Source organism: Streptomyces sp. AC558_RSS880, from assembly GCF_019049255.1.
Taxonomy (GTDB): Bacteria; Actinomycetota; Actinomycetes; order Streptomycetales; family Streptomycetaceae; genus Streptomyces.
This window is the reverse complement of sequence record NZ_JAGMUJ010000013.1, coordinates 281,144-299,254: the sequence shown is the minus strand read 5'-3', so window position 1 is coordinate 299,254 and position 18,111 is coordinate 281,144. Positions and strand designations below refer to the sequence as shown.

Genomic DNA, 18,111 nt, shown 5'->3' with positions numbered 1-18,111 from the left:
GCCGCCGCGGCGGCCCTGGTCTGGGTCGTCGTCGACGCCTTCCGCACCACCTGGATCGACCTGGACGGTGCCCCCGCCGGCTCCACGGACGTCACCGGCGCGAGTCTCTTCCAGCACTGGGTCCTCCCCTTCGAGGCACTCTCCGTCCTCCTCCTCGCCGCCCTCGTCGGCGCGATCGTCCTGTCCCGCAAGGCGAAGGCCGACGCCGCGTCCGGCGCGACGGGCACCCGGCGCGGCACGGAAGGGACCCGCTGATGCACCTCGCCTATCCCGCCGTCCTGTCCGCCCTCCTCTTCTGCACCGGCCTGTACGGCGTCCTCGCCCGCCGCAACGCGATCCTGGTCCTGATGTCGGTCGAGCTGATGCTCAACGCCGTCAACCTGAACCTGGTCGCCTTCGACGTCTGGCTCAGCCGGACCGCCGAGGACACCCTGCACTCCGGCCAGGCCCTCACCCTGTTCACCATCGCCATCGCCGCCGCCGAGATCGGCATCGGCCTGGCGATCGTCCTCGCCGTGTACCGCAACCGCGGCACCTCGGACATCGACAAGCTCCGCGACACCGCCGAGGGCCACGAGCCCGACGGCCCCGACAGCGACACCACCGGCCGCGAAGCCCCCGTGCCCCGGACGGCCGGCGAGAAGGCTGAGGCCACCGCGTGACCACGACCACCCTCGCCGTCCTCGTCCCCCTCCTTCCGTTCCTCGGCGCGCTCGCCGGGCTGCTCCTGGGCCGCACGGCCCCCGGCTTCGTCCGCCCGCTCGCCGTCCTGCCGACGCTCGCCTCCCTCGCACTGGCCGCCACGGTCGCCTGGCGCCAGGGCGGAGGCCAGGCCGTCGACGCCGCGACCGAACTCACCCCCACCGGCTCGGTCCCGATCGAACTCGCCCTGCACATCGACGGCTTCGCCGCGCTGACCGCCGTCCTGGTCACCGTCGTCGCCACCTGTGTGCAGATCTACTCGACGGGCTACCTGCGCGACGACCCGCGCTACCCCTCCTACGCCGCCCTCGTCTCCCTGTTCACCTCCGCGATGCTGCTCGTCGTCTACTCCGGCGACCTGATGGTGCTGCTGGTCGGCTGGGAAGTCATGGGCATCTGCTCCTACTTCCTCGTCGGCCACTACTGGGAGACCCCCGAGGCCCGCGCCGCCTCCCTCAAGGCCTTCCTGGTCACCAAGCTCGGCGACGTCCCCTTCCTCATCGGCCTGTTCGCCCTGGCCACCGAGGCCGGGTCGTTCCGCATCACCCGGATCCTCGGCGCCGTCGCGAACGGCGGCATCGAACACCCCACGCTGATCGCCCTGCTGCTCCTGGCGGGCGTGGCCGGCAAGTCGGCGCAGTTCCCGCTGCACACCTGGCTCCCCGACGCGATGGCGGGCCCGACTCCCGTCTCCGCGCTGATCCACGCCGCGACCATGGTCGCCGCCGGTGTCTACTTCATCGCGCGTCTCCTCCCGCTCTTCGAGACCTCCCAGGCCGCGATGACCGTCCTCGCCGTCATGGCCGCCGTGACCATGGCCGGCTCGGCGCTCGCCGCGCTCGCCCAGGACGACATCAAACGCGTCCTCGCCTACTCGACGATCGGCCAGCTCGGCTACATGACCGGCGCCCTCGCCGTCGCCGACCGCGGCGCGGCCGTCTTCCACCTCCTGTCCCACGGCGCCTTCAAGGCGCTGCTGTTCCTCGCGGCCGGCGTGATCATCCACGCCGCCGGCACCAACTCGCTGGCCGCCATGTCCCGCATGGGCCACCTGCGCGACCGGGTCCCCGACGCCTACTGGACGATGACCGTGGCGCTCCTCGCGCTCGCCGCGATCCCGCCGTTCAGCGGCTTCTTCTCCAAGGAGGCCGTCCTCGGCGTCGCCGAACACGTCGTCACCGGCCACACCGAACACGCCCCCGCCGCGGCGGGCTGGATCGTCCTCCTCGCCGGCCTCGTCACGGCCCTGCTCACCGCGGCGTACGCGATGCGGCTGTGGCTGCTGGCCTTCCGCGGACACGGAACCGAAGCGCCCGACCACGGCAGGCAGCCGCTGACCATGACCGTGGTGCTGTGGGTGCTCGCCGTGCCGTCCCTCGCGCTCGGCGGTTTCGCCTTCCGCGTCCTGCCCGACTGGTTCGACGGCCACGACCTGACCCCGACGCTCACCACCTCCGTGCTCGGCACGGGTGTGGCCCTGGTCGGCGGCATCATCACCTACGCCACCTGGCGGCACACCACCGCACACGCCGCCCGCGTCCCCCTCGGCGCCGTCGCCGCCCACCCCGAGGGCGATGCCGGACTGGTCGAGGCGGAGGCCATCGCCGGCCACGAACCGGCTTACGGGGACATCGCGTACGCACCCGACCCGTCGGACCCCGGGCGGATGCTGCTCGGCCCGCTGCACCGCCACGCGGCCGCCGGCTTCCACCTGGACGCCGTGTACTCGGCCCTCTTCGTCCGCCCGGTCCGCGCCGGCGCGAGCCTCGTGCGGTTCCTCGACCGCGAGGTCGTCGAGACCTACGTACGCGGCGCGGGCACCCTGCCCCGCTGGCTCGGCACCGCCGTACGACGGGCCCAGACGGGCAATCTGCAGACCTATGTGAGCGCGCTGCTCGCCGGCACCGTCGTCCTCGCGGTCGCCGCCGTCCTCGTCGCCACGGGAGCGTGAGCAGGCGTGATCGATATCAACGAGTCCGTGATGCAGTTCCTTCTGGCGTTGATCGTCGTCGGCCCGCTCCTCGGTGCCGCCGCCGCTCTCCTGCCGGCCCCGCCCGGACTGAAGGGGAAGTCACCCGACCAGGCGGTGCTCCGCCACGGCGTGACCGTCACCGGCGCGATCCTCATCGCGGCGATCGTCCTCGCGCTCGGCTTCGACCACGACCAGCCGTCGAAGATGCAGGCCACGACCGACATCAGCTGGATCCCCGCACTCGACGTACGCATCCACCTCGGCACCGACGGCATCTCCCTCCCCCTCCTGGTCCTGACCGCCCTGCTGACCTTCCTCAGCGCCCTCTACTCGTACTTCAAGCCGCCCACGGGACCGTCCCCGAAGGCCTTCGTCGCCCTGCTGCTCGTCCTCGAGTCCGGCACTCTGGCGACCTTCGCCGTCCTCGACCTGATCCTGTTCTTCCTCGCCTTCGAGACGGTCCTCATCCCGATGTACTTCCTCATCGCCCGCTGGGGCGGCGAGGGCCGGGCCGAGGCCGCCTGGAAGTTCATCCTCTACACGCTGCTCGGCTCCGTGGTCATGCTGCTCGGCCTGCTCCTGATCGGAATCGAGGCGGGCACATTCGACATGGTGGCACTCGCCACTGACAACGGCCGGTCGCTGACCACATCCGTGCAGGTCATTGCCGTACTCGCGATCGGTGTCGGGCTCGCGGTCAAGACCCCGATGTGGCCGCTGCACAGCTGGCTGCCCGACGCCCACACCTCCGCGCCGACGGTCGGCTCGGTCCTGCTGGCCGGCGTCCTGCTGAAGATGGGCACGTACGGTTTCGTCCGGATCCTGCTGCCCGCCGCACCGGACGGCTTCCGCACCTTCGCGCCCTACCTCGCCGCGTTCGCCGTCGTCGGCGTCATCTACGGGTCCCTCGCCTGCCTGGCCCTCGCCAAGCGGGGCGCGAAGGGCGACCTCAAACGCCTCATCGCCTACTCCTCCGTCGGCCACATGGGCTTCGTCCTCCTCGGCATCGCGACCATGACTCCGGCTGGCGTCAACGGCGCCCTGTTCGCCAACATCGCCCACGGCCTCATCACCGGCCTGCTGTTCTTCCTGGTCGGCGCCCTCAAGGACCGCACCGGCAGCACCGACCTCGACACCCTGGCCAAGGAGACGGGCGCCGCCCTGTACGGCAAGGCCCCGCGCCTCGGCGGCCTGCTCGCGTTCGCCGCCGTCGCCTCCCTCGGCCTGCCCGGCCTCGCCGGATTCTGGGGCGAGATGCTCGCCCTGTTCGGCGCCTTCGACCCCGCCGAAGGCCTCAGCCGCCCCGCCTTCCTCACCTTCATGGCCATCGGCGCGTTCGGCACCCTGCTGACGGCCGCGTACCTGCTGATCGTGGTCCGCCGGGTCTGCATGGGCGCCGCACCCCAGGACACCCCGGAACTCACCGACGTGCGCTCCTACGAGTTCGCGGCCTGGACCCCGCTCGTCGTCCTCACCGTCGTCGCCGGGCTCTGGCCCAAGGCCCTCCTCGGACTGACCGACCCGGCCGTGCAGCAACTCCTCGCAGGAGGCACCCGATGAGCTCCCTCGTCCAGTCCGTCGACTGGCTGGCCATCGCGCCGCCCACCATCGCGGCGGTCGTCGGACTCGTCGTCCTCGTCGCCGACCTGTTCGTGAGCGAGGCCAGGAAACCCCTCCTCGGCTGGTTCTCGGTGGCCGGACTCGCCGCCGCCACCCTCATGCTGCTGCCCCTCCTCGACGCCGACCGCAGCACCTTCTGCCTGGTCGGCGAGGAAGGCGTGTGCAGCTACACCGCGGACCGCTTCACCCTCGTCATCCAGTTCCTGGTGCTCGGCGGCGCCCTTCTGGCCGCCCTCCTGTCGGTCACCGCCCTCAAGGACGAGGGCAAACGGCTCCCCGAGGGCGAGTACTGGTTCCTGTTCCTCTCCTCCGCGGCCGGCGCCGCCCTCCTGCCCGCCTCCCGCGACCTCGCGACCCTCGTCGTCGCCCTGGAGGTCGCCTCCCTGCCCGCCTTCGCCCTGGTCGGCCTGCGGCACGGCGACCGGAAGTCCTCCGAGGCGGCCCTGAAGTTCTTCCTGTCCTCCGTCACCGCCACCGCGGTCAGCCTGCTGGGCGTCAGCTTCGTCTACGCCGCCACCGGCACCCTCCACCTGACCCTGGTCGCCGAACGCGTCCAGGACGTCGACGGACAGCTCCACACCCTCACCCAGACCGGTGTCGTCCTCACCCTCATCGGTTTCGCCTTCAAGACCGCCGCGGTCCCCTTCCACTTCTGGGTCCCCGACACCTACGTGGGCGCCCCCCTGCCGATCGCCGCCTACCTGTCGGTCATCGGCAAAGCGGTCGGTTTCTCCGGCCTGATCCTCGTCACCGTCGTCGCCCTGCCGTCCTACGCCGACGTCTGGGGCCCGGCCCTCGCCGCGCTGGCCGCCCTCACCATGACCGTCGGCAACGTGGGCGCCCTCAGACAGCAGGCCACGCGCGCGTACAGCGCGGTACGCCTCCTCGCCTGGTCGTCCGTCGGCCAGGCCGGCTACCTCCTGGTGCCGGTCGCCGCCGCCGCGTACTCCGGCGACGCCGAGAAGTCGATCGGCTCCACCGTCGCCTACGCCCTCATGTACGGCGCCGTGAACCTGGGCGCGTTCGCCGTGGCCGCCCTCGTCGGCCGCGCGCACCGTCTCAACCGCGTCGCCGACTACCGCGGCCTCTACGCCTCCAGTCCCCTCACCGCGCTCCTCCTGGCCTTCTTCCTGCTCTGCCTCGCCGGACTCCCGCCGGGCGTCATCGGTCTCTTCGCCAAGGTCACCGTGTTCTCCGCGGCCGTCGACGCCGGACTGGGCTGGCTCGCCGTCGTCATGGCCGTCAACGTCGTCATCGCGCTGGTCTACTACCTCCAGTGGACGGCCCTGCTGTTCCGCGCGCCCGAGGGCGAATCGGTGAAACACCGGCTCCCCGCCCCCCTCACCGCCGCCCTCGCCCTGACCGGCGTCCTCGGCATCGCCCTGTCCGGCGCACCCCAGCTGGTCCTGCGCTTCACCGGCACCGGGCTCTTCTGAGCACACCGGGCCGCGCCCCGCACGCGCGCGTACGGCCACCGCACGCCCACGCCCACGTGCGCGTGCGGGGCGCTCCGGACGGCCGTCACCCGGACGGGTGACACGCGCCACCGCGCGCACAAGGGAACTAGTGCCCTTCGCCTGGCGTTGACCGGTACGGGAGGGTCCACTGGACGTGACACCACCAGACCAGTGGGCAGCGCAGGTCAGAAGGAAGATCAGCAAGCAAGGGTCCCCCTGCCGCACGACTTGGAGGGCGCACCGTGCACCGCCGGCACAACGGGCTCAGGACAGCGGTCCTCCTCGGGGGACTGTCCGCACTCATCATCGTCATCGGCAGCTTCTTCGGCCGCACGGGGCTCGTCGTCGCCGTACTGATCGCGCTGGGCACCAACGCGTACGCGTACTGGAACAGCGACAAGCTGGCCCTGCGCGCGATGCGCGCCCGCCCGGTGAGCGAGTTCGAGGCACCGGGGCTGTACCGCATGGTCCGCGAACTCTCCACCCAGGCCCGCCAGCCCATGCCCCGCCTGTACATCTCCCCGACCGAGGCCCCCAACGCCTTCGCCACCGGCCGCAACCCGCGCAACGCCGCCGTGTGCTGCACCGAAGGCATCCTGCGGCTGCTCGACGAGCGGGAGTTGCGCGGCGTCATCGGCCACGAGCTCAGCCACGTCTACAACCGCGACATCCTGATCTCCTCGGTCGCCGGCGCCCTCGCCTCCGTGATCATGTTCCTGGTCAACTTCGCCTGGCTGATCCCGATCGGCCGCTCGGACGACGACGACGGCCCCGGCCTCCTCGGCATGCTGCTGATCATGATTCTCGGGCCGCTCGCCGCGTCCCTCATCCAGCTGGCCATCAGCCGCTCCCGGGAGTACGAGGCCGACGCCTCCGGCGCCCAGCTCACCGGCGATCCCCTCGCCCTCGCAAGCGCCCTGCGCAAACTGGAACACGGCACCAAACAGCTCCCCCTGCCCCCCGAGCCCCGCATCGAGACGGCCAGCCACATGATGATCGCCAACCCGTTCCGTCCGGGCCAAGGGCTCTCGAAGATGTTCTCCACCCACCCGCCGATGGCGGAACGCATCGCCCGGCTCGAGAAGATGGCAGGCCACCAGTGAAGACCATCCTGAATCTCATATGGCTCGTCTTCAGCGGCTTCTGGCTGTTCCTCGGCTACCTGCTCGCGGGCGTGCTGCTCTGCATCACGGTCATCGGCATCCCCTTCGGCGTCGCCGCCTTCCGCATAGGCGTCTACGCCCTGTGGCCCTTCGGGTACACGACGGTCGAACGCCGGGGCGCGGGAGCCCCTTCCTTCCTCGTCAACGTGCTGTGGCTGCTCCTCGCGGGCTGGTGGCTGGCGCTCGGCCACATCGTCACCGGCATCGTCCTGTGCGTGACGATCATCGGAATCCCGCTCGGCATCGCCAACTTCAAGCTGATCCCGGTCTCGCTGTTCCCGCTGGGACGCGAAATCGTACGGACGGACCAGTCGTTCACACAGCGCTGACAGGACGGGAGACGCCCCGTCGGTCACGTCATGACCCAGGCGTTGTCCACAGCCCGGAGGTTGTCCACAGGCCCGCACGCATGTCAGTGGCGGCCCGCATGATGAACCCATGACCGAGTACGAGCAGTTGCTGACACAGGTGGCGGACAAGGCCCGCAACACCCGCCCATGGGGCTGGCCCTCCCTCCCCGACCCCGTCGACGCGGCCACACTGGCACGCGCCGAGGCCACGCTGGGCTTCGCCCTGCCCCCGCTGCTCGCCGAGCTCTATCTACGCATAGCGGACGGCGGATTCGGCCCCGAGTACGGATTGCTGCCCCTCCTGGACAGCGCGCCCTCCGGCGAACCCGCCGCCGTGGCCCAGTACCTCGCCAACCGCGAGAGCGGCCGTGAGGACCCTGACTGGCCCTGGCCCGAGGGAGTGCTGCCCATATCCCACTGGGGCTGCGGCATGTACGCCTGTGTGGACTGCCGCTCGCCCCAGGCCACCGTCCTCCTCTTCGAGCCCAACCCGGGCGACCCCGACCACGCCTGGTTCCTCGACGCGCCCGGCCTCACGGACTGGCTCCACTCCTGGGTCCGGGGCACGGGCTGGTACGAGGAGGAGAACGAGGGTATGGACCTGGCGCCGTGGACCGGTCTCCACGGACCCGCGACACCGGCGCCGACGCCCTGACCGGGCCACCGTACGCCTCCTACCGTCCGCCGCCCCGTCCGCGCACGCCGTACACCAGCACGTCCGCCGGCAGGACCCGGCTCCCGTGGCCACCGAAACCCAAGACCGCCAGAACACCGGCACCACGACGCTGACCGGCGTCACCGGCGCGTTCATCGGCGGCCGGACATCGGCGCGCCGGCTCGACCACCCGATCCCAAGGAGTCCTACGACGGCACCACCCGGGCCGCCGCGATCGGCGGCTCGCCGGTCCTCCTGACCGCCTGCCACATCCTGCTCGGCCACTCACGGGACCGACCGGGCCCCGCGCCCCGAACCACAGCCGACGGGCGAGAAGGGCGGCCACCGTCCGGGTGCCACCCTTCCTCGCGCCCGTGCGGCGCGTGAACGCCACGATGCCGGCCGGACCTACCGGTAGTTCACGAACTGCAGGGCGAAGTCGAAGTCCTTGCCCTTGAGCAGCGCGATGACGGCCTGCAGGTCGTCGCGGCTCTTGGAGCTGACCCGCAGCTCGTCGCCCTGCACCTGGGCCTTCACGCCCTTCGGGCCCTCATCGCGGATGATCTTCGCGACCTTCTTCGCGTTGTCCTGGGAGATGCCCTCCTCGATCGACGCGAAGATCTTGTACTCCTTGCCCGAGAGCTGGGGCTCACCCGCGTCCAGGGCCTTCAGGGAGATGCCCCGCTTGATCAGCTTGGACTGGAAGACGTCGAGGACGGCCTTCACCCGGTCCTCGGAGTTCGCCTCCATGAGGATCTTCTCCCCGGACCACGAGATCGAGGCACCCACGCCCTTGAAGTCGTAGCGCTGCGAGATCTCCTTGGCGGTCTGGTTGAGGGCGTTGTCGACCTCCTGCCGCTCGACCTTCGAGACGATGTCGAAACTGGAGTCGGCCATGTCCTGTGGCTCCTTGTATCGGGGTGCGTACCGGGCTGCGCACCGGATGCGTACCGGCGTACGTGAAGCGGCCCCCGAGCCCGGCATCGGTCCCCGGCCGCATCCGGACCAGCCTAGTCACCCCCCGGCCTCCGGGTGGCGATCAATCGGGTGGCGAAGCACCCCTGCCCATCGGGTATTGTTTACGTCGTTGCCAAGGAGCACCGCCGAAAAGCGGTTCGACGGCAGCGACCCCGGCGGTGTGCCCGAGCGGCCAAAGGGAGCAGACTGTAAATCTGCCGGCTCAGCCTTCCCAGGTTCGAATCCTGGCGCCGCCACACTGGGGAAGACCCCCTCCGTACACGGAGGGGGTCTCTTCGTTTCCGCGGGCGCTTCCTGTCCGCGGGCGGACACCCCGGGGCACACTGGCCCCATGTCGTCCCGTCGCCGCCCCTGTCCCGAGTGCCGTCGTGAGATCGCCGTCGTCGCCGGGCGGTACGCGCGGCACGATCCGCCCGGCGCCCGGGGGAGCGGGGAACTGACCTCGTGCCCCGGGTCACGCAGGCACGCCCCGCTCGGTGCGGAACAGCCCTCGCTGGACGGCTACGCGGTCCCGGAGTTCCCCGGACAGATGCCCCTCTTCTAGCCCGGTCCCAGCCCGGTTCCGGTCCGGCCGGATCAGTTGCCGGCCACCGACTTCACGGCCACCGACACCGGCGCGGGGCCGCTGATCAGCTCCAGGGTCAGGCCGGCCGTCGCGGGGGTGTCCACCAGCTCCGCCAGCACGGCGGCCACGTCGTCGCGCGGGACCGGGCCGCGGCCCGTGTGGGCCTCCAGGCGGACCAGGCCGGTGCCGGCGTCGTTGGTGAGCTGACCGGGGCGCAGGATCGTCCAGTCCAGGGCGTCCAGACCGCGTACGTACGCGTCCGCCTCGCCCTTGGCGCGCAGGTACACGTCGAAGACCTCGTCGCCCTCGTGGGCCGGGTCCGCGCCCATGGACGACACGATCACGAAACGCCGTACGCCCGCGCGGACGGCCGCGTCGGCGAAGAGGACCGCCGCCGCCCTGTCCACCGTCTCCTTGCGGCCCGCGCCGCTGCCCGGCCCGGCACCCGCCGCGAACACCGCCGCGTCCGCGCCCTCCAGCCGCTGCGCGACCTCCTCCACCGACGCCGACTCCAGGTCGAGCACGACCGGTTCGGCGCCCAGGCGCCGCAGCTCGTCGGCCTGTTCGGGTGTGCGGATGATGCCCGCCGCCTCGTCTCCGCGCGCGGCGAGCAGCCGCTCCAGCCGCAGCGCGATCTGACCATGACCACCAGCGATGACAATGCGCATGCCTCCGACCGTACGCCGGGCCGACCCCGTCCGCCGCGCAACGCCCCAGGGACCGGTCCGGCTCTATGCGCTGCCGCGGCCCTGCCGGGGCAGCCCCGGTTCCACCTCCGCCGACAAGGCTGCCGAACCGCGGTACTCCCGCACCGCGCTCGTCCGCGCCACCACCCGCCCCCCGTGCACCACGACGCGGCTGTACCCCAGCGACAGCGCCCCCGAGAGCCCGTCCCCGCGGACCGCCAGCAGTTCGGCCGGGAAACCCGCCTCCACGCGCACCTCGGGCAGTCCCAGGGAGGCCCGCGCCGACGCGCTCACCGCTGCGTAGGCGTCCTCGGCGGACAGCCCGTGGCGGGAGGCCAGCAGGTACGCCGCCTCCAACGGGTCGCCGCGGCCCACCGGGTTCGACACGTCCCGCAGGGCACCGCTCCCGGCGGCCACCCGCACCCCCGCCGACCGCAGCAGCCGTACCGGCGCCGTGCCCCGGCGGTCCACGGTGCCGCAGCCGCCCTGCGGCAGGCACACCACCGTCACCCCGGCCGCCGCGAGCCGGTCCGCGGTCCGCGCGGCCGACTCGGCGGGCAGCCGGGCGAGACCGCCGCACGGGCCGAGGGCGACCCCCGGCCGCAGCCCGCCCGCCATGGCCGCGAACCGGGCCAGCCGGGCGGGGTCGGCGGCGTCCGTGTGCAGATCCACGGGGCAGCCGTGTTCGGAGGCGACCTCCAGGACCGCCTCCACGTACCCCGTGGGATCGGGGTCGAGATCGGGACAGCCGCCCACCACGGACGCGCCCATCTTCACCGCGTCCCGCAGCACCGCGAGCCCGTCCGCCCCGGCCACCCCGGTCAGCAGCCGTGGCACCGCCACCGTCGTCAGTTCGGCCAGCCCGCGCAGCGAACGCTCCGCCCGCAGCACGGCGGTCAGCGCGCCCAGCCCGGCCACGTCGCCCACGCGCACATGCGCCCGCAGCGCCGTCGCGCCGTGCCCGAGCTGGAGCAGCGCGGCCTCCGTCGCGCGGCGCTGGACGTCCCGGGGGTCGTACGAGACGGGGCCGTCGTCATCGGCGGACAGAGCCGTGTCCGCGTGGGCGTGGGGCTCCGCGGGGGCCGGCAGGAGCAGATAACCGGTGAGATCGACCTGCGTGCCGCACGCGCGCGTGCCGTCCGCCGCCAGGCTGCCGGCCGTGCCGACCGCCTCGATGCGCCCGCCGCCCAGCCGTACGTCCACGGTCCGGCCGTCGGTGAGGCGCGCGCCGCACAGCAACAGCGGGGCCGGATCGACCGGAACCGGACCCGGGGACGAGGGCGGACGGGGCGGTGGCTGCGGCCGGCTGTCGGGCATCGCGTTCCAGGGGCTCGGGCTGCGCGTGGAGGGCAAGGTCACGCAGGCAAGATCACGCAGAGTGAGTCGAGCCTAGGCCGGGGGCCCGTCCCCCGCCGGGAGGAGCCCAATAGTCGTACCGGCGTGGTCCGCCCCGGGAGAGGGGGGCCGAAACGGATTTGGGCGAACGGCGGCGGACCGTGTAATGTCTTCATCGCTCGCCCCAATAGCTCAGTCGGCAGAGCGTCTCCATGGTAAGGAGAAGGTCAACGGTTCGATTCCGTTTTGGGGCTCTGGTGTGTGAGGTTCCCGCCGAAAGGCGGGGCCCGATCGCATCAAAGCGGTGTAGCTCAGTCGGTAGAGCAAGCGGCTCATAATCGCTGTGTCACCGGTTCAAGTCCGGTCACCGCTACAGACAGTAGCCGATTGCGGGGTCGGTCCTTCGATCGGCTACTCTTCATTGCGTAAATACAGTCAATCCGTTCGTCAAGGAGCACTCACGTGGCTGCCACCGACGTCCGCCCGAAGATCACGCTGGCCTGCGTGGAGTGCAAGGAGCGGAACTACATCACCAAGAAGAACCGGCGTAACAACCCGGACCGTCTTGAGATGAAGAAGCACTGCCCGCGTTGCAACGCGCACACCGCGCACCGCGAAACGCGATAAATCAGGCTCGTACACGAGGCCGTCCCCCCAGCCAGGGGGGCGGCCTCGTGTCGTTTTCCCGTCGGCCGGACACGGTCAGGACCGGCCGACCGCAGGCAGACACAGTCAGACACAGGAGGTGCCGCGCGCATGGCGCTCGACCAGTCCTTCGTGGGGCGGACCTACCCGCCCACCGAGCCCTACGAGGTGGGCCGGGAGAAGATCCGCGAGTTCGCCGAGGCGGTGGGGGACGCCAACCCCGCCTACACGGACGCGGAGGCCGCCAAGGCGCTCGGCCACCCCGATGTGATCGCCCCGCCCACCTTCGTGTTCGCGATCACCTTCAAGGCCGCCGGGCAGGTCGTCGCCGACCCGAAGCTCGGCCTCGACTACAGCCGGGTGGTGCACGGCGACCAGAAGTTCGCCTACGTCCGTCCCGTGCGCGCCGGTGACCGGCTCACGGTCACCTCGACCATCGAGTCGGTCAAGTCGATGGCCGGCAACGACATACTGGACATCCGCGGCGAGGTGCACGACCAGGACGGCGAGCACGTCGTCACCGCCTGGACCAAGCTGGTGGCCCGCGCGGCCGAGGAGGCGTGAGCAACACCATGACGGCGAAGATCTCCTACGCCGACGTCGAGGCCGGCACCGAGCTGCCCGCGCAGACGTTCACCGTGACCCGGGCCACCCTCGTCCGGTACGCGGGTGCCTCCGGCGACTTCAACCCCATCCACTGGAACGAGAAGTTCGCCAAGGAGGTCGGTCTGCCCGACGTGATCGCGCACGGCATGTTCACCATGGCCGAGGCGATCCGCGTGGTGACCGACTGGGCGGGCGACCCGGGAGCGGTCGTCGAGTACGGCGTCCGCTTCACCCGTCCGGTCGTCGTCCCCAACGACGACCAGGGCGCCACCATCGAGGTCAGCGGCAAGGTCGCCGCCAAGCTCGACGACAACACGGTCCGCGTGGACCTCACGGCGACCAGCGCCGGACAGAAGGTGCTGGGCATGTCGCGGGCGGTCGTGCGGCTGAGCTGAGCCGGACGCATCGGGGGGCGGGGCTGTCGGTGCCGTCTCGTAGTCTTGGGCCCGTGCAGGAACTCCACGACGCCCCCCTCGCCCCGCTGACCACCTTCCGGCTGGGCGGCCCCGCGGCCCGGCTGGTCACCGCGACGACCGACGACGAGGTGATCGCCGCCGTCCGCGAGGCCGACGACAGCGGTACGCCGCTGCTGGTCATCGGCGGCGGCTCCAACCTGGTCATCGGCGACAAGGGCTTCGACGGCACCGCCCTCGTCGTCGCGACCAAGGGCTTCGCCCTGGACGGCACGCGACTGGAGCTGGCCGCCGGTGAGGTGTGGACCGACGCCGTCGCCCGCACCGTGGAGGCGGGTCTCGCCGGCATCGAGTGCCTGGCCGGCATCCCCGGCTCGGCGGGCGCCACCCCGATCCAGAACGTCGGCGCGTACGGCCAGGAGGTCTCCTCCACCCTCACCGAGGTCGTCGCCTACGACCGCCGCGCCCGCGAGACCGTCACACTCGGCAACGAGGAGTGCGCCTTCTCCTACCGCCACAGCCGCTTCAAGGCCGACCCCGAGCGTTACGTCGTCCTGCGGGTGCGCTTCGCACTGGAGGACGCGGGCGGCCTCTCCGGCCCCGTCAAGTACGCCGAGACGGCCCGCGTCCTCGGTGTCGCGCCGGGCGACCGGGTGCCGCTCGCCACGGCCCGCGAGACGGTGCTGAAGCTCCGCGCGGGCAAGGGCATGGTCCTGGACCCCGAGGACCACGACACCTGGTCGGCCGGCTCCTTCTTCACCAACCCGATCCTCGACGACGAGGCGTTCGCGGCCTTCCACGCGCGCGTACGGGAGCGGCTCGGCGACGGCGTCGAGCCCCCCGCGTACCCCGCGGGCGACGGCCGCACCAAGACCTCCGCGGCCTGGCTGATCGACAAGGCCGGCTTCACCAAGGGCTACGGCCGGGGCCCGGCCCGCATCTCCACCAAGCACACGCTCGCCCTCACCAACCGGGGGGACGCGACCACCGAGGACCTGCTGGCGCTCGCCCGCGAGGTCGTCGCGGGCGTGCACGAGGCCTTCGGCGTCACCCTGGTCAACGAACCCGTCATGGTGGGCGTGAACCTGTAGCGGCCGAATCCCCGTTGCCGTCCGGCGTGCCCGCCCGCGATCCTGGGCGGGTGAGGCCGACCCCATGCACCTGAGACTGCGCGAGTTCCGTCCCCGGACCGGCCCGCGCGAGCACCGCGTCGTCCAGCCCCGGCACACCCTGCGCCACACCTCGCTGCGCGCCCCGGAACCGATCGGCCTGCTCCTCGGCGACCACGACGGACTGAACCGGCTCGCCGGCCTGTTCTCCTTCGCCGCCTACTCACGTCACACGATCGTCCACGTGCCGCTGCGGGACGGCGTCCCGCCGGGCGAGGGCCGCGGAGAACGCGTCGACCTCGTCCTGGCCCACCACTCCTACGGACTGCGCCCCGGCAAGTGGCCGGAGCTGCGCCGCTCCCTCGGCCAGGGCACCCCCCTGACCGTCCGCACCGACGAGGCGCGCACGGACCGGGACGCCGCCGCCCGGCGCAGGCGCGCATGGCGCCCGGACTGCCGGGACGAGCTGCGGCACGCCACCCACGCCCGCACGTTCTTCCTCTTCGGCAGCCGGGACGTCTTCGCCGAGGCGGCCATGTCCTTCGCGTACGCGGCGGGCTGGGGACCGCGCCAGAAGGGCGTCGTGCAGGGGCGGTCGGCCTTCATGACGGGCATCCCGGCCCTCACGCAGCAGCCCGGCGGCGGACACCCCTACGAGGTCCTGATCTGCTTCAAGCCCTATCCGCCCTACGCCCACTTCAAGCGACCGGGGCGCTGAGCCAGTCGTCCACGCCCGACAGCAGCTTCGCCTTCACGTCCTCCGGGGCCGCCGAGCCCCGCACCGACTGCCGGGCCACCTCCGCGAGCTCCGCGTCCGTGAAACCGTGGTGGAGCCGCGCGATCTCGTACTGCGCCGCCAGCCGGGAGCCGAACAGCAGCGGATCGTCCGCGCCCAGCGCCAGCGGTACGCCCGCCTCGAACAGGGTCCGCAGCGGTACGTCCTCGGGCTTGTCGTAGACGCCCAGCGCCACGTTCGACGCCGGGCACACCTCGCACGTCACCTGGCGGTCCGCGAGCCGCCGCAGCAGCCGCGGGTCGTCCGCCGCCCGCACCCCGTGCCCGATCCGGTTCGCCTCCAGGTCGTCCAGGCAGTCCCGAACCGACGCCGGCCCCGCCAGTTCGCCGCCGTGCGGCGCCGACAGCAGCCCGCCCTCGCGCGCGATCGCGAACGCGCGGTCGAAGTCGCGGGCCATCCCGCGCCGCTCGTCGTTGGAGAGGCCGAATCCCACGATCCCCCGGTCCGCGTACCGCACCGCCAGCCGGGCCAGCGTGCGCGCGTCCAGGGGATGCTTCATCCGGTTGGCCGCCACCAGCACCCGCATCCCGATCCCGGTGTCCCGCGTCGCCGCGTCCACCGCGTCCAGGATGATCTCCAGTGCCGGGATCAGCCCGCCCAGCCGGGGCGCGTACGACGTCGGGTCCACCTGGATCTCCAGCCAGCCCGAGCCGTCGCGCAGGTCCTCCTCCGCCGCCTCCCGCACAAGGCGCCGGATGTCGTCCGGCTCCCTGAGACACGAGCGCGCCGCGTCGTACAGCCGCTGGAAGCGGAACCAGCCGCGCTCGTCCGTGGCCCGCAGTCGCGGCGGCTCCCCGCTGGTCAGCGCGTCGGTCAGCGCCTCGGGCAGGCGCACGCCGTACTTGTCGGCCAGCTCCAGCAGGGTGGCGGGCCGCATGGACCCGGTGAAGTGCAGGTGCAGGTGGGCTTTTGGCAGAGCGGAGACATCACGTACACGTTCCATTGCAGGATCCTGCCGCACGCCCCCGCCGTCCCGGTAGCGCTTTCCCCTTTCGTGGTCTTGCTCGCACGAACGAACAGGGGCGCCCGGGAGGAGACCCGGGCGCCCCTGTGGCGGAAGGACGACGTCAGTCGCGCGCCTCCGCCAGCAGCTTCTGGATCCGGCTCACGCCCTCGACGAGGTCCTCGTCGCCCAGCGCGTACGACAGCCGCAGATAGCCCGGCGTGCCGAACGCCTCACCCGGCACCACCGCGACCTCGGCCTCCTCCAGGATGAGCGCCGCCAGCTCGACCGAGTCCTGCGGCCGCTTGCCCCGGATCTCCTTGCCGATCAGCGCCTTCACCGAGGGGTAGGCGTAGAACGCGCCCTCGGGCTCCGGGCAGACCACGCCGTCGATCTCGTTGAGCATCCGGACGATGGTCTTCCGGCGCCGGTCGAAGGCCTCGCGCATCGTCGCGACGGCGTCCAGGTCGCCGGAGACGGCGGCGAGCGCGGCCACCTGGGCGACATTGGAGACGTTCGACGTGGCGTGCGACTGCAGGTTGGTCGCGGCCTTCACCACGTCCTTCGGGCCGATGATCCAGCCGACCCGCCAGCCCGTCATCGCGTACGTCTTCGCCACGCCGTTGACCACGATGCACTTGTCGCGCAGCTCGGGCAGGAGCGCGGGCAGCGACACGGACGTGGCGTCGCCGTAGACCAGGTGCTCGTAGATCTCGTCGGTCAGCACCCACAGGCCGTGCTCGACGGCCCAGCGGCCGATCGCCTCGGTCTCGGCCTCGCTGTAGACCGCGCCGGTCGGGTTCGACGGGGAGACGAAGAGGACGACCTTCGTCTTCTCGGTGCGGGCCGCCTCCAGCTGCTCCACGCTCACGCGGTAACCGGTGGTCTCGTCGGCGACCACCTCGACCGGGACACCGCCGGCCAGTCGGATCGACTCCGGGTACGTGGTCCAGTACGGCGCCGGGACGATGACCTCGTCGCCCGGGTCGAGGATCGCGGCGAAGGCCTCGTAGATGGCCTGCTTGCCGCCGTTGGTGACGAGGACCTGGGAGGGGTCCACCTCGTAGCCGGAGTCGCGCAGCGTCTTGGCGGCGATCGCGGACTTCAGCTCCGGAAGACCGCCGGCCGGCGTGTACCGGTGGTACTTCGGGTTCTTGCAGGCCTCGATCGCGGCCTCGACGATGTAGTCCGGCGTCGGGAAGTCGGGCTCACCGGCGCCGAAGCCGATCACCGGTCGCCCGGCGGCCTTGAGGGCCTTGGCCTTGGCGTCCACGGCGAGGGTGGCGGACTCGGAGATCGCGCCGACTCGGGCGGAGACCCGGCGCTCGGTGGGAGGGGTTGCAGCGCTCATGGAGCCCATCGTTCCAGACCGGAAACCCGCACGGCACCGGGGTTTCACGTACTGAACAACACCGGGCAAACCCCTGAACACCAGTCCGGATCGGCGCCGCCGGAACACCACGTCCGGGACGATCTTCCGCCGGGGCGGCGCTTCCCGGGCACTTTCTGTTCGACGCCCGGCCCAGGAACACGTACACTCTCACCTCGTTGGCCTTCAGCGGCCCGCGCTCGACCGGTGCACACCAAGCATCCGGCCGGATGCGGTACGTTGGGGACACACAAAGGGTCGTAGCTCAATTGGTAGAGCACTGGTCTCCAAAACCAGCGGTTGGGGGTTCAAGTCCCTCCGGCCCTGCTACACACACCTTCGCCAGGATGTGTGCGCATGTACGTACAGCAATGCACCGCCGTGCGGGCTCTGACCGGGCGCGGCACGGCCACGACCCGGAATCAGGTGAGGACGAGTGACGGACGCCGTGGGCTCCATCGACATGCCTGATGCCCAGGATGAGGCGCCGGACTCCCAGAAGAAGACCCGCAAGGGCGGCAAGCGGGCCAAGAAGGGTCCGCTGAAGCGCCTCGCGCTCTTCTACCGCCAGATCGTCTCGGAGCTTCGCAAGGTCGTCTGGCCGTCTCGCAACCAGCTGACGTCGTACACGACCGCCGTGATCGTCTTCGTCGTCCTGATGATCGGTCTGGTCACTCTGATCGACTATGGCCTCAGTAACGCCGCCAAGTACGTCTTCGGCTGAGCCGAGAGCGAAGAGCGCCGAGG

At 71.5% G+C, this 18,111-nt stretch carries 20 protein-coding genes and 4 tRNA genes; 19 read left to right on the top strand and 5 right to left on the bottom strand.

The features are described 5' to 3' along the window. The 8 genes from KUM38_RS06205 to KUM38_RS06170 form a co-directional block, all read left to right on the top strand. Positions 1–255, top strand: a 255-nt coding sequence (locus KUM38_RS06205; protein ID WP_217128228.1) for an NADH-quinone oxidoreductase subunit J, incomplete at its 5' end; no start/stop codon positions are given. Then, a complete protein-coding gene (gene nuoK, locus KUM38_RS06200; protein ID WP_217128227.1) occupies positions 255–662 on the top strand; it encodes an NADH-quinone oxidoreductase subunit NuoK in 408 nt (135 codons plus the stop codon). The genes KUM38_RS06205 and nuoK, both read left to right, overlap by 1 nt. Continuing rightward, entirely contained in the window at positions 659–2,653 is a 1,995-nt protein-coding gene (locus tag KUM38_RS06195; RefSeq protein WP_217128226.1) for an NADH-quinone oxidoreductase subunit L, read from the top strand. Before nuoK ends, KUM38_RS06195 begins: the two co-directional genes overlap by 4 nt. 6 nt (positions 2,654–2,659) lie before the next feature. Then, a complete protein-coding gene (locus KUM38_RS06190; protein WP_217128225.1) occupies positions 2,660–4,234 on the top strand; it encodes a NuoM family protein in 1,575 nt (524 codons plus the stop codon). Next, the gene (locus tag KUM38_RS06185) at positions 4,231–5,730 is read left to right on the top strand and encodes an NADH-quinone oxidoreductase subunit N (RefSeq protein WP_217128224.1); all 1,500 of its coding nucleotides are present in this window, start codon (positions 4,231–4,233) and stop codon (positions 5,728–5,730) included. The genes KUM38_RS06190 and KUM38_RS06185 overlap by 4 nt, the downstream gene beginning before the upstream one ends. Positions 5,731–5,993: 263 nt before the next feature. Further along, complete coding sequence (gene htpX / locus KUM38_RS06180) at positions 5,994–6,854, top strand: zinc metalloprotease HtpX (RefSeq protein WP_217128223.1); 861 nt, start codon at positions 5,994–5,996, stop codon at positions 6,852–6,854. Next, positions 6,851–7,243: a YccF domain-containing protein gene (locus KUM38_RS06175; protein ID WP_217128222.1), complete on the top strand. Its 393-nt coding sequence runs from the start codon at positions 6,851–6,853 to the stop codon at positions 7,241–7,243. Before htpX ends, KUM38_RS06175 begins: the two co-directional genes overlap by 4 nt. Before the next feature lie 109 nt (positions 7,244–7,352). After that, positions 7,353–7,919 (top strand): SMI1/KNR4 family protein, encoded by a 567-nt coding sequence (locus KUM38_RS06170; RefSeq protein WP_217128221.1) that lies wholly within the window; start codon positions 7,353–7,355, stop codon positions 7,917–7,919. 408 nt (positions 7,920–8,327) lie between these two features. Here the strand turns inward: KUM38_RS06170 and KUM38_RS06165 are convergent, their stop codons facing one another. Beyond that, on the bottom strand, positions 8,328–8,816 hold the full coding sequence (locus KUM38_RS06165) for a YajQ family cyclic di-GMP-binding protein (RefSeq protein ID WP_024883143.1): 489 nt from the start codon (positions 8,814–8,816) through the stop codon (positions 8,328–8,330). A gap of 235 nt (positions 8,817–9,051) precedes the next feature. On the opposite strand from KUM38_RS06165, the gene KUM38_RS06160 reads away from it, so the two are divergent. Further along, positions 9,052–9,133 (top strand) — tRNA-Tyr (locus KUM38_RS06160). Between the two features lie 95 nt (positions 9,134–9,228). After that, positions 9,229–9,441 (top strand): hypothetical protein, encoded by a 213-nt coding sequence (locus tag KUM38_RS06155; RefSeq protein WP_217128220.1) that lies wholly within the window; start codon positions 9,229–9,231, stop codon positions 9,439–9,441. Positions 9,442–9,473: 32 nt separating this feature from the next. On the opposite strand, the gene KUM38_RS06150 is transcribed toward KUM38_RS06155, so the two are convergent. Next, the gene (locus KUM38_RS06150; protein ID WP_217128219.1) at positions 9,474–10,130 is read right to left on the bottom strand and encodes an NAD(P)H-binding protein; all 657 of its coding nucleotides are present in this window, start codon (positions 10,128–10,130) and stop codon (positions 9,474–9,476) included. A 63-nt stretch (positions 10,131–10,193) separates the two neighbouring features. Next, positions 10,194–11,465, bottom strand: coding sequence for an amidohydrolase family protein (locus tag KUM38_RS06145; protein ID WP_217128247.1), 1,272 nt, complete (start codon positions 11,463–11,465; stop codon positions 10,194–10,196). A 199-nt stretch (positions 11,466–11,664) separates the two neighbouring features. Here KUM38_RS06145 and KUM38_RS06140 point away from each other — a divergent pair. The 7 genes from KUM38_RS06140 (at position 11,665) to KUM38_RS06110 (ending at position 14,974) form a co-directional block, all read left to right on the top strand. After that, a tRNA-Thr gene (locus KUM38_RS06140) sits at positions 11,665–11,737 on the top strand. 46 nt (positions 11,738–11,783) lie between these two features. Next, positions 11,784–11,856: transfer RNA gene (locus KUM38_RS06135), tRNA-Met, on the top strand. Positions 11,857–11,945: 89 nt separating this feature from the next. Then, entirely contained in the window at positions 11,946–12,110 is a 165-nt protein-coding gene (gene rpmG, locus KUM38_RS06130) for a 50S ribosomal protein L33 (protein WP_003948671.1), read from the top strand. Between the two features lie 129 nt (positions 12,111–12,239). Continuing rightward, complete coding sequence (locus KUM38_RS06125; RefSeq protein WP_217128218.1) at positions 12,240–12,692, top strand: MaoC family dehydratase N-terminal domain-containing protein; 453 nt, start codon at positions 12,240–12,242, stop codon at positions 12,690–12,692. 8 nt (positions 12,693–12,700) lie between these two features. Then, complete coding sequence (locus KUM38_RS06120) at positions 12,701–13,129, top strand: MaoC family dehydratase (RefSeq protein ID WP_217128246.1); 429 nt, start codon at positions 12,701–12,703, stop codon at positions 13,127–13,129. Positions 13,130–13,182: 53 nt separating this feature from the next. Further along, a complete protein-coding gene (locus tag KUM38_RS06115; protein WP_217128217.1) occupies positions 13,183–14,238 on the top strand; it encodes a UDP-N-acetylmuramate dehydrogenase in 1,056 nt (351 codons plus the stop codon). Between the two features lie 64 nt (positions 14,239–14,302). Next, positions 14,303–14,974: a hypothetical protein gene (locus tag KUM38_RS06110; protein ID WP_217128216.1), complete on the top strand. Its 672-nt coding sequence runs from the start codon at positions 14,303–14,305 to the stop codon at positions 14,972–14,974. On the opposite strand, the gene KUM38_RS06105 is transcribed toward KUM38_RS06110, so the two are convergent. Beyond that, complete coding sequence (locus KUM38_RS06105) at positions 14,955–15,995, bottom strand: adenosine deaminase (RefSeq protein ID WP_217128215.1); 1,041 nt, start codon at positions 15,993–15,995, stop codon at positions 14,955–14,957. The genes KUM38_RS06110 and KUM38_RS06105 overlap by 20 nt on opposite strands. A 124-nt stretch (positions 15,996–16,119) precedes the next feature. Next, positions 16,120–17,346: a pyridoxal phosphate-dependent aminotransferase gene (locus tag KUM38_RS06100; RefSeq protein WP_217128214.1), complete on the bottom strand. Its 1,227-nt coding sequence runs from the start codon at positions 17,344–17,346 to the stop codon at positions 16,120–16,122. Between the two features lie 272 nt (positions 17,347–17,618). Here KUM38_RS06100 and KUM38_RS06095 point away from each other — a divergent pair. Together KUM38_RS06095 and secE are read left to right on the top strand one after the other, a co-directional pair. Beyond that, positions 17,619–17,691 (top strand) — tRNA-Trp (locus tag KUM38_RS06095). Positions 17,692–17,800: 109 nt separating this feature from the next. Continuing rightward, on the top strand, positions 17,801–18,088 hold the full coding sequence (gene secE / locus KUM38_RS06090; RefSeq protein WP_217128213.1) for a preprotein translocase subunit SecE: 288 nt from the start codon (positions 17,801–17,803) through the stop codon (positions 18,086–18,088). The last annotated feature ends 23 nt before the right edge of the window (positions 18,089–18,111 follow it).

What these genes read in the sequence shown, in the direction of transcription:
- nuoK (WP_217128227.1), top strand. Translation starts at nt 255, where the DNA reads ATGCACCTCGCCTATCCCGCCGTCCTGTCCGCCCTCCTCTTCTGCACC.
- KUM38_RS06185 (WP_217128224.1), top strand. Translation starts at nt 4,231, where the DNA reads ATGAGCTCCCTCGTCCAGTCCGTCGACTGGCTGGCCATCGCGCCGCCC.
- KUM38_RS06170 (WP_217128221.1), top strand. Translation starts at nt 7,353, where the DNA reads ATGACCGAGTACGAGCAGTTGCTGACACAGGTGGCGGACAAGGCCCGC.
- KUM38_RS06165 (WP_024883143.1), bottom strand. Translation starts at nt 8,816, where the DNA reads ATGGCCGACTCCAGTTTCGACATCGTCTCGAAGGTCGAGCGGCAGGAG.
- KUM38_RS06155 (WP_217128220.1), top strand. Translation starts at nt 9,229, where the DNA reads ATGTCGTCCCGTCGCCGCCCCTGTCCCGAGTGCCGTCGTGAGATCGCC.
- KUM38_RS06150 (WP_217128219.1), bottom strand. Translation starts at nt 10,130, where the DNA reads ATGCGCATTGTCATCGCTGGTGGTCATGGTCAGATCGCGCTGCGGCTG.
- KUM38_RS06145 (WP_217128247.1), bottom strand. Translation starts at nt 11,465, where the DNA reads ATGCCCGACAGCCGGCCGCAGCCACCGCCCCGTCCGCCCTCGTCCCCG.
- KUM38_RS06125 (WP_217128218.1), top strand. Translation starts at nt 12,240, where the DNA reads ATGGCGCTCGACCAGTCCTTCGTGGGGCGGACCTACCCGCCCACCGAG.
- KUM38_RS06120 (WP_217128246.1), top strand. Translation starts at nt 12,701, where the DNA reads ATGACGGCGAAGATCTCCTACGCCGACGTCGAGGCCGGCACCGAGCTG.
- KUM38_RS06110 (WP_217128216.1), top strand. Translation starts at nt 14,303, where the DNA reads ATGCACCTGAGACTGCGCGAGTTCCGTCCCCGGACCGGCCCGCGCGAG.
- KUM38_RS06105 (WP_217128215.1), bottom strand. Translation starts at nt 15,995, where the DNA reads ATGGAACGTGTACGTGATGTCTCCGCTCTGCCAAAAGCCCACCTGCAC.
- KUM38_RS06100 (WP_217128214.1), bottom strand. Translation starts at nt 17,346, where the DNA reads ATGAGCGCTGCAACCCCTCCCACCGAGCGCCGGGTCTCCGCCCGAGTC.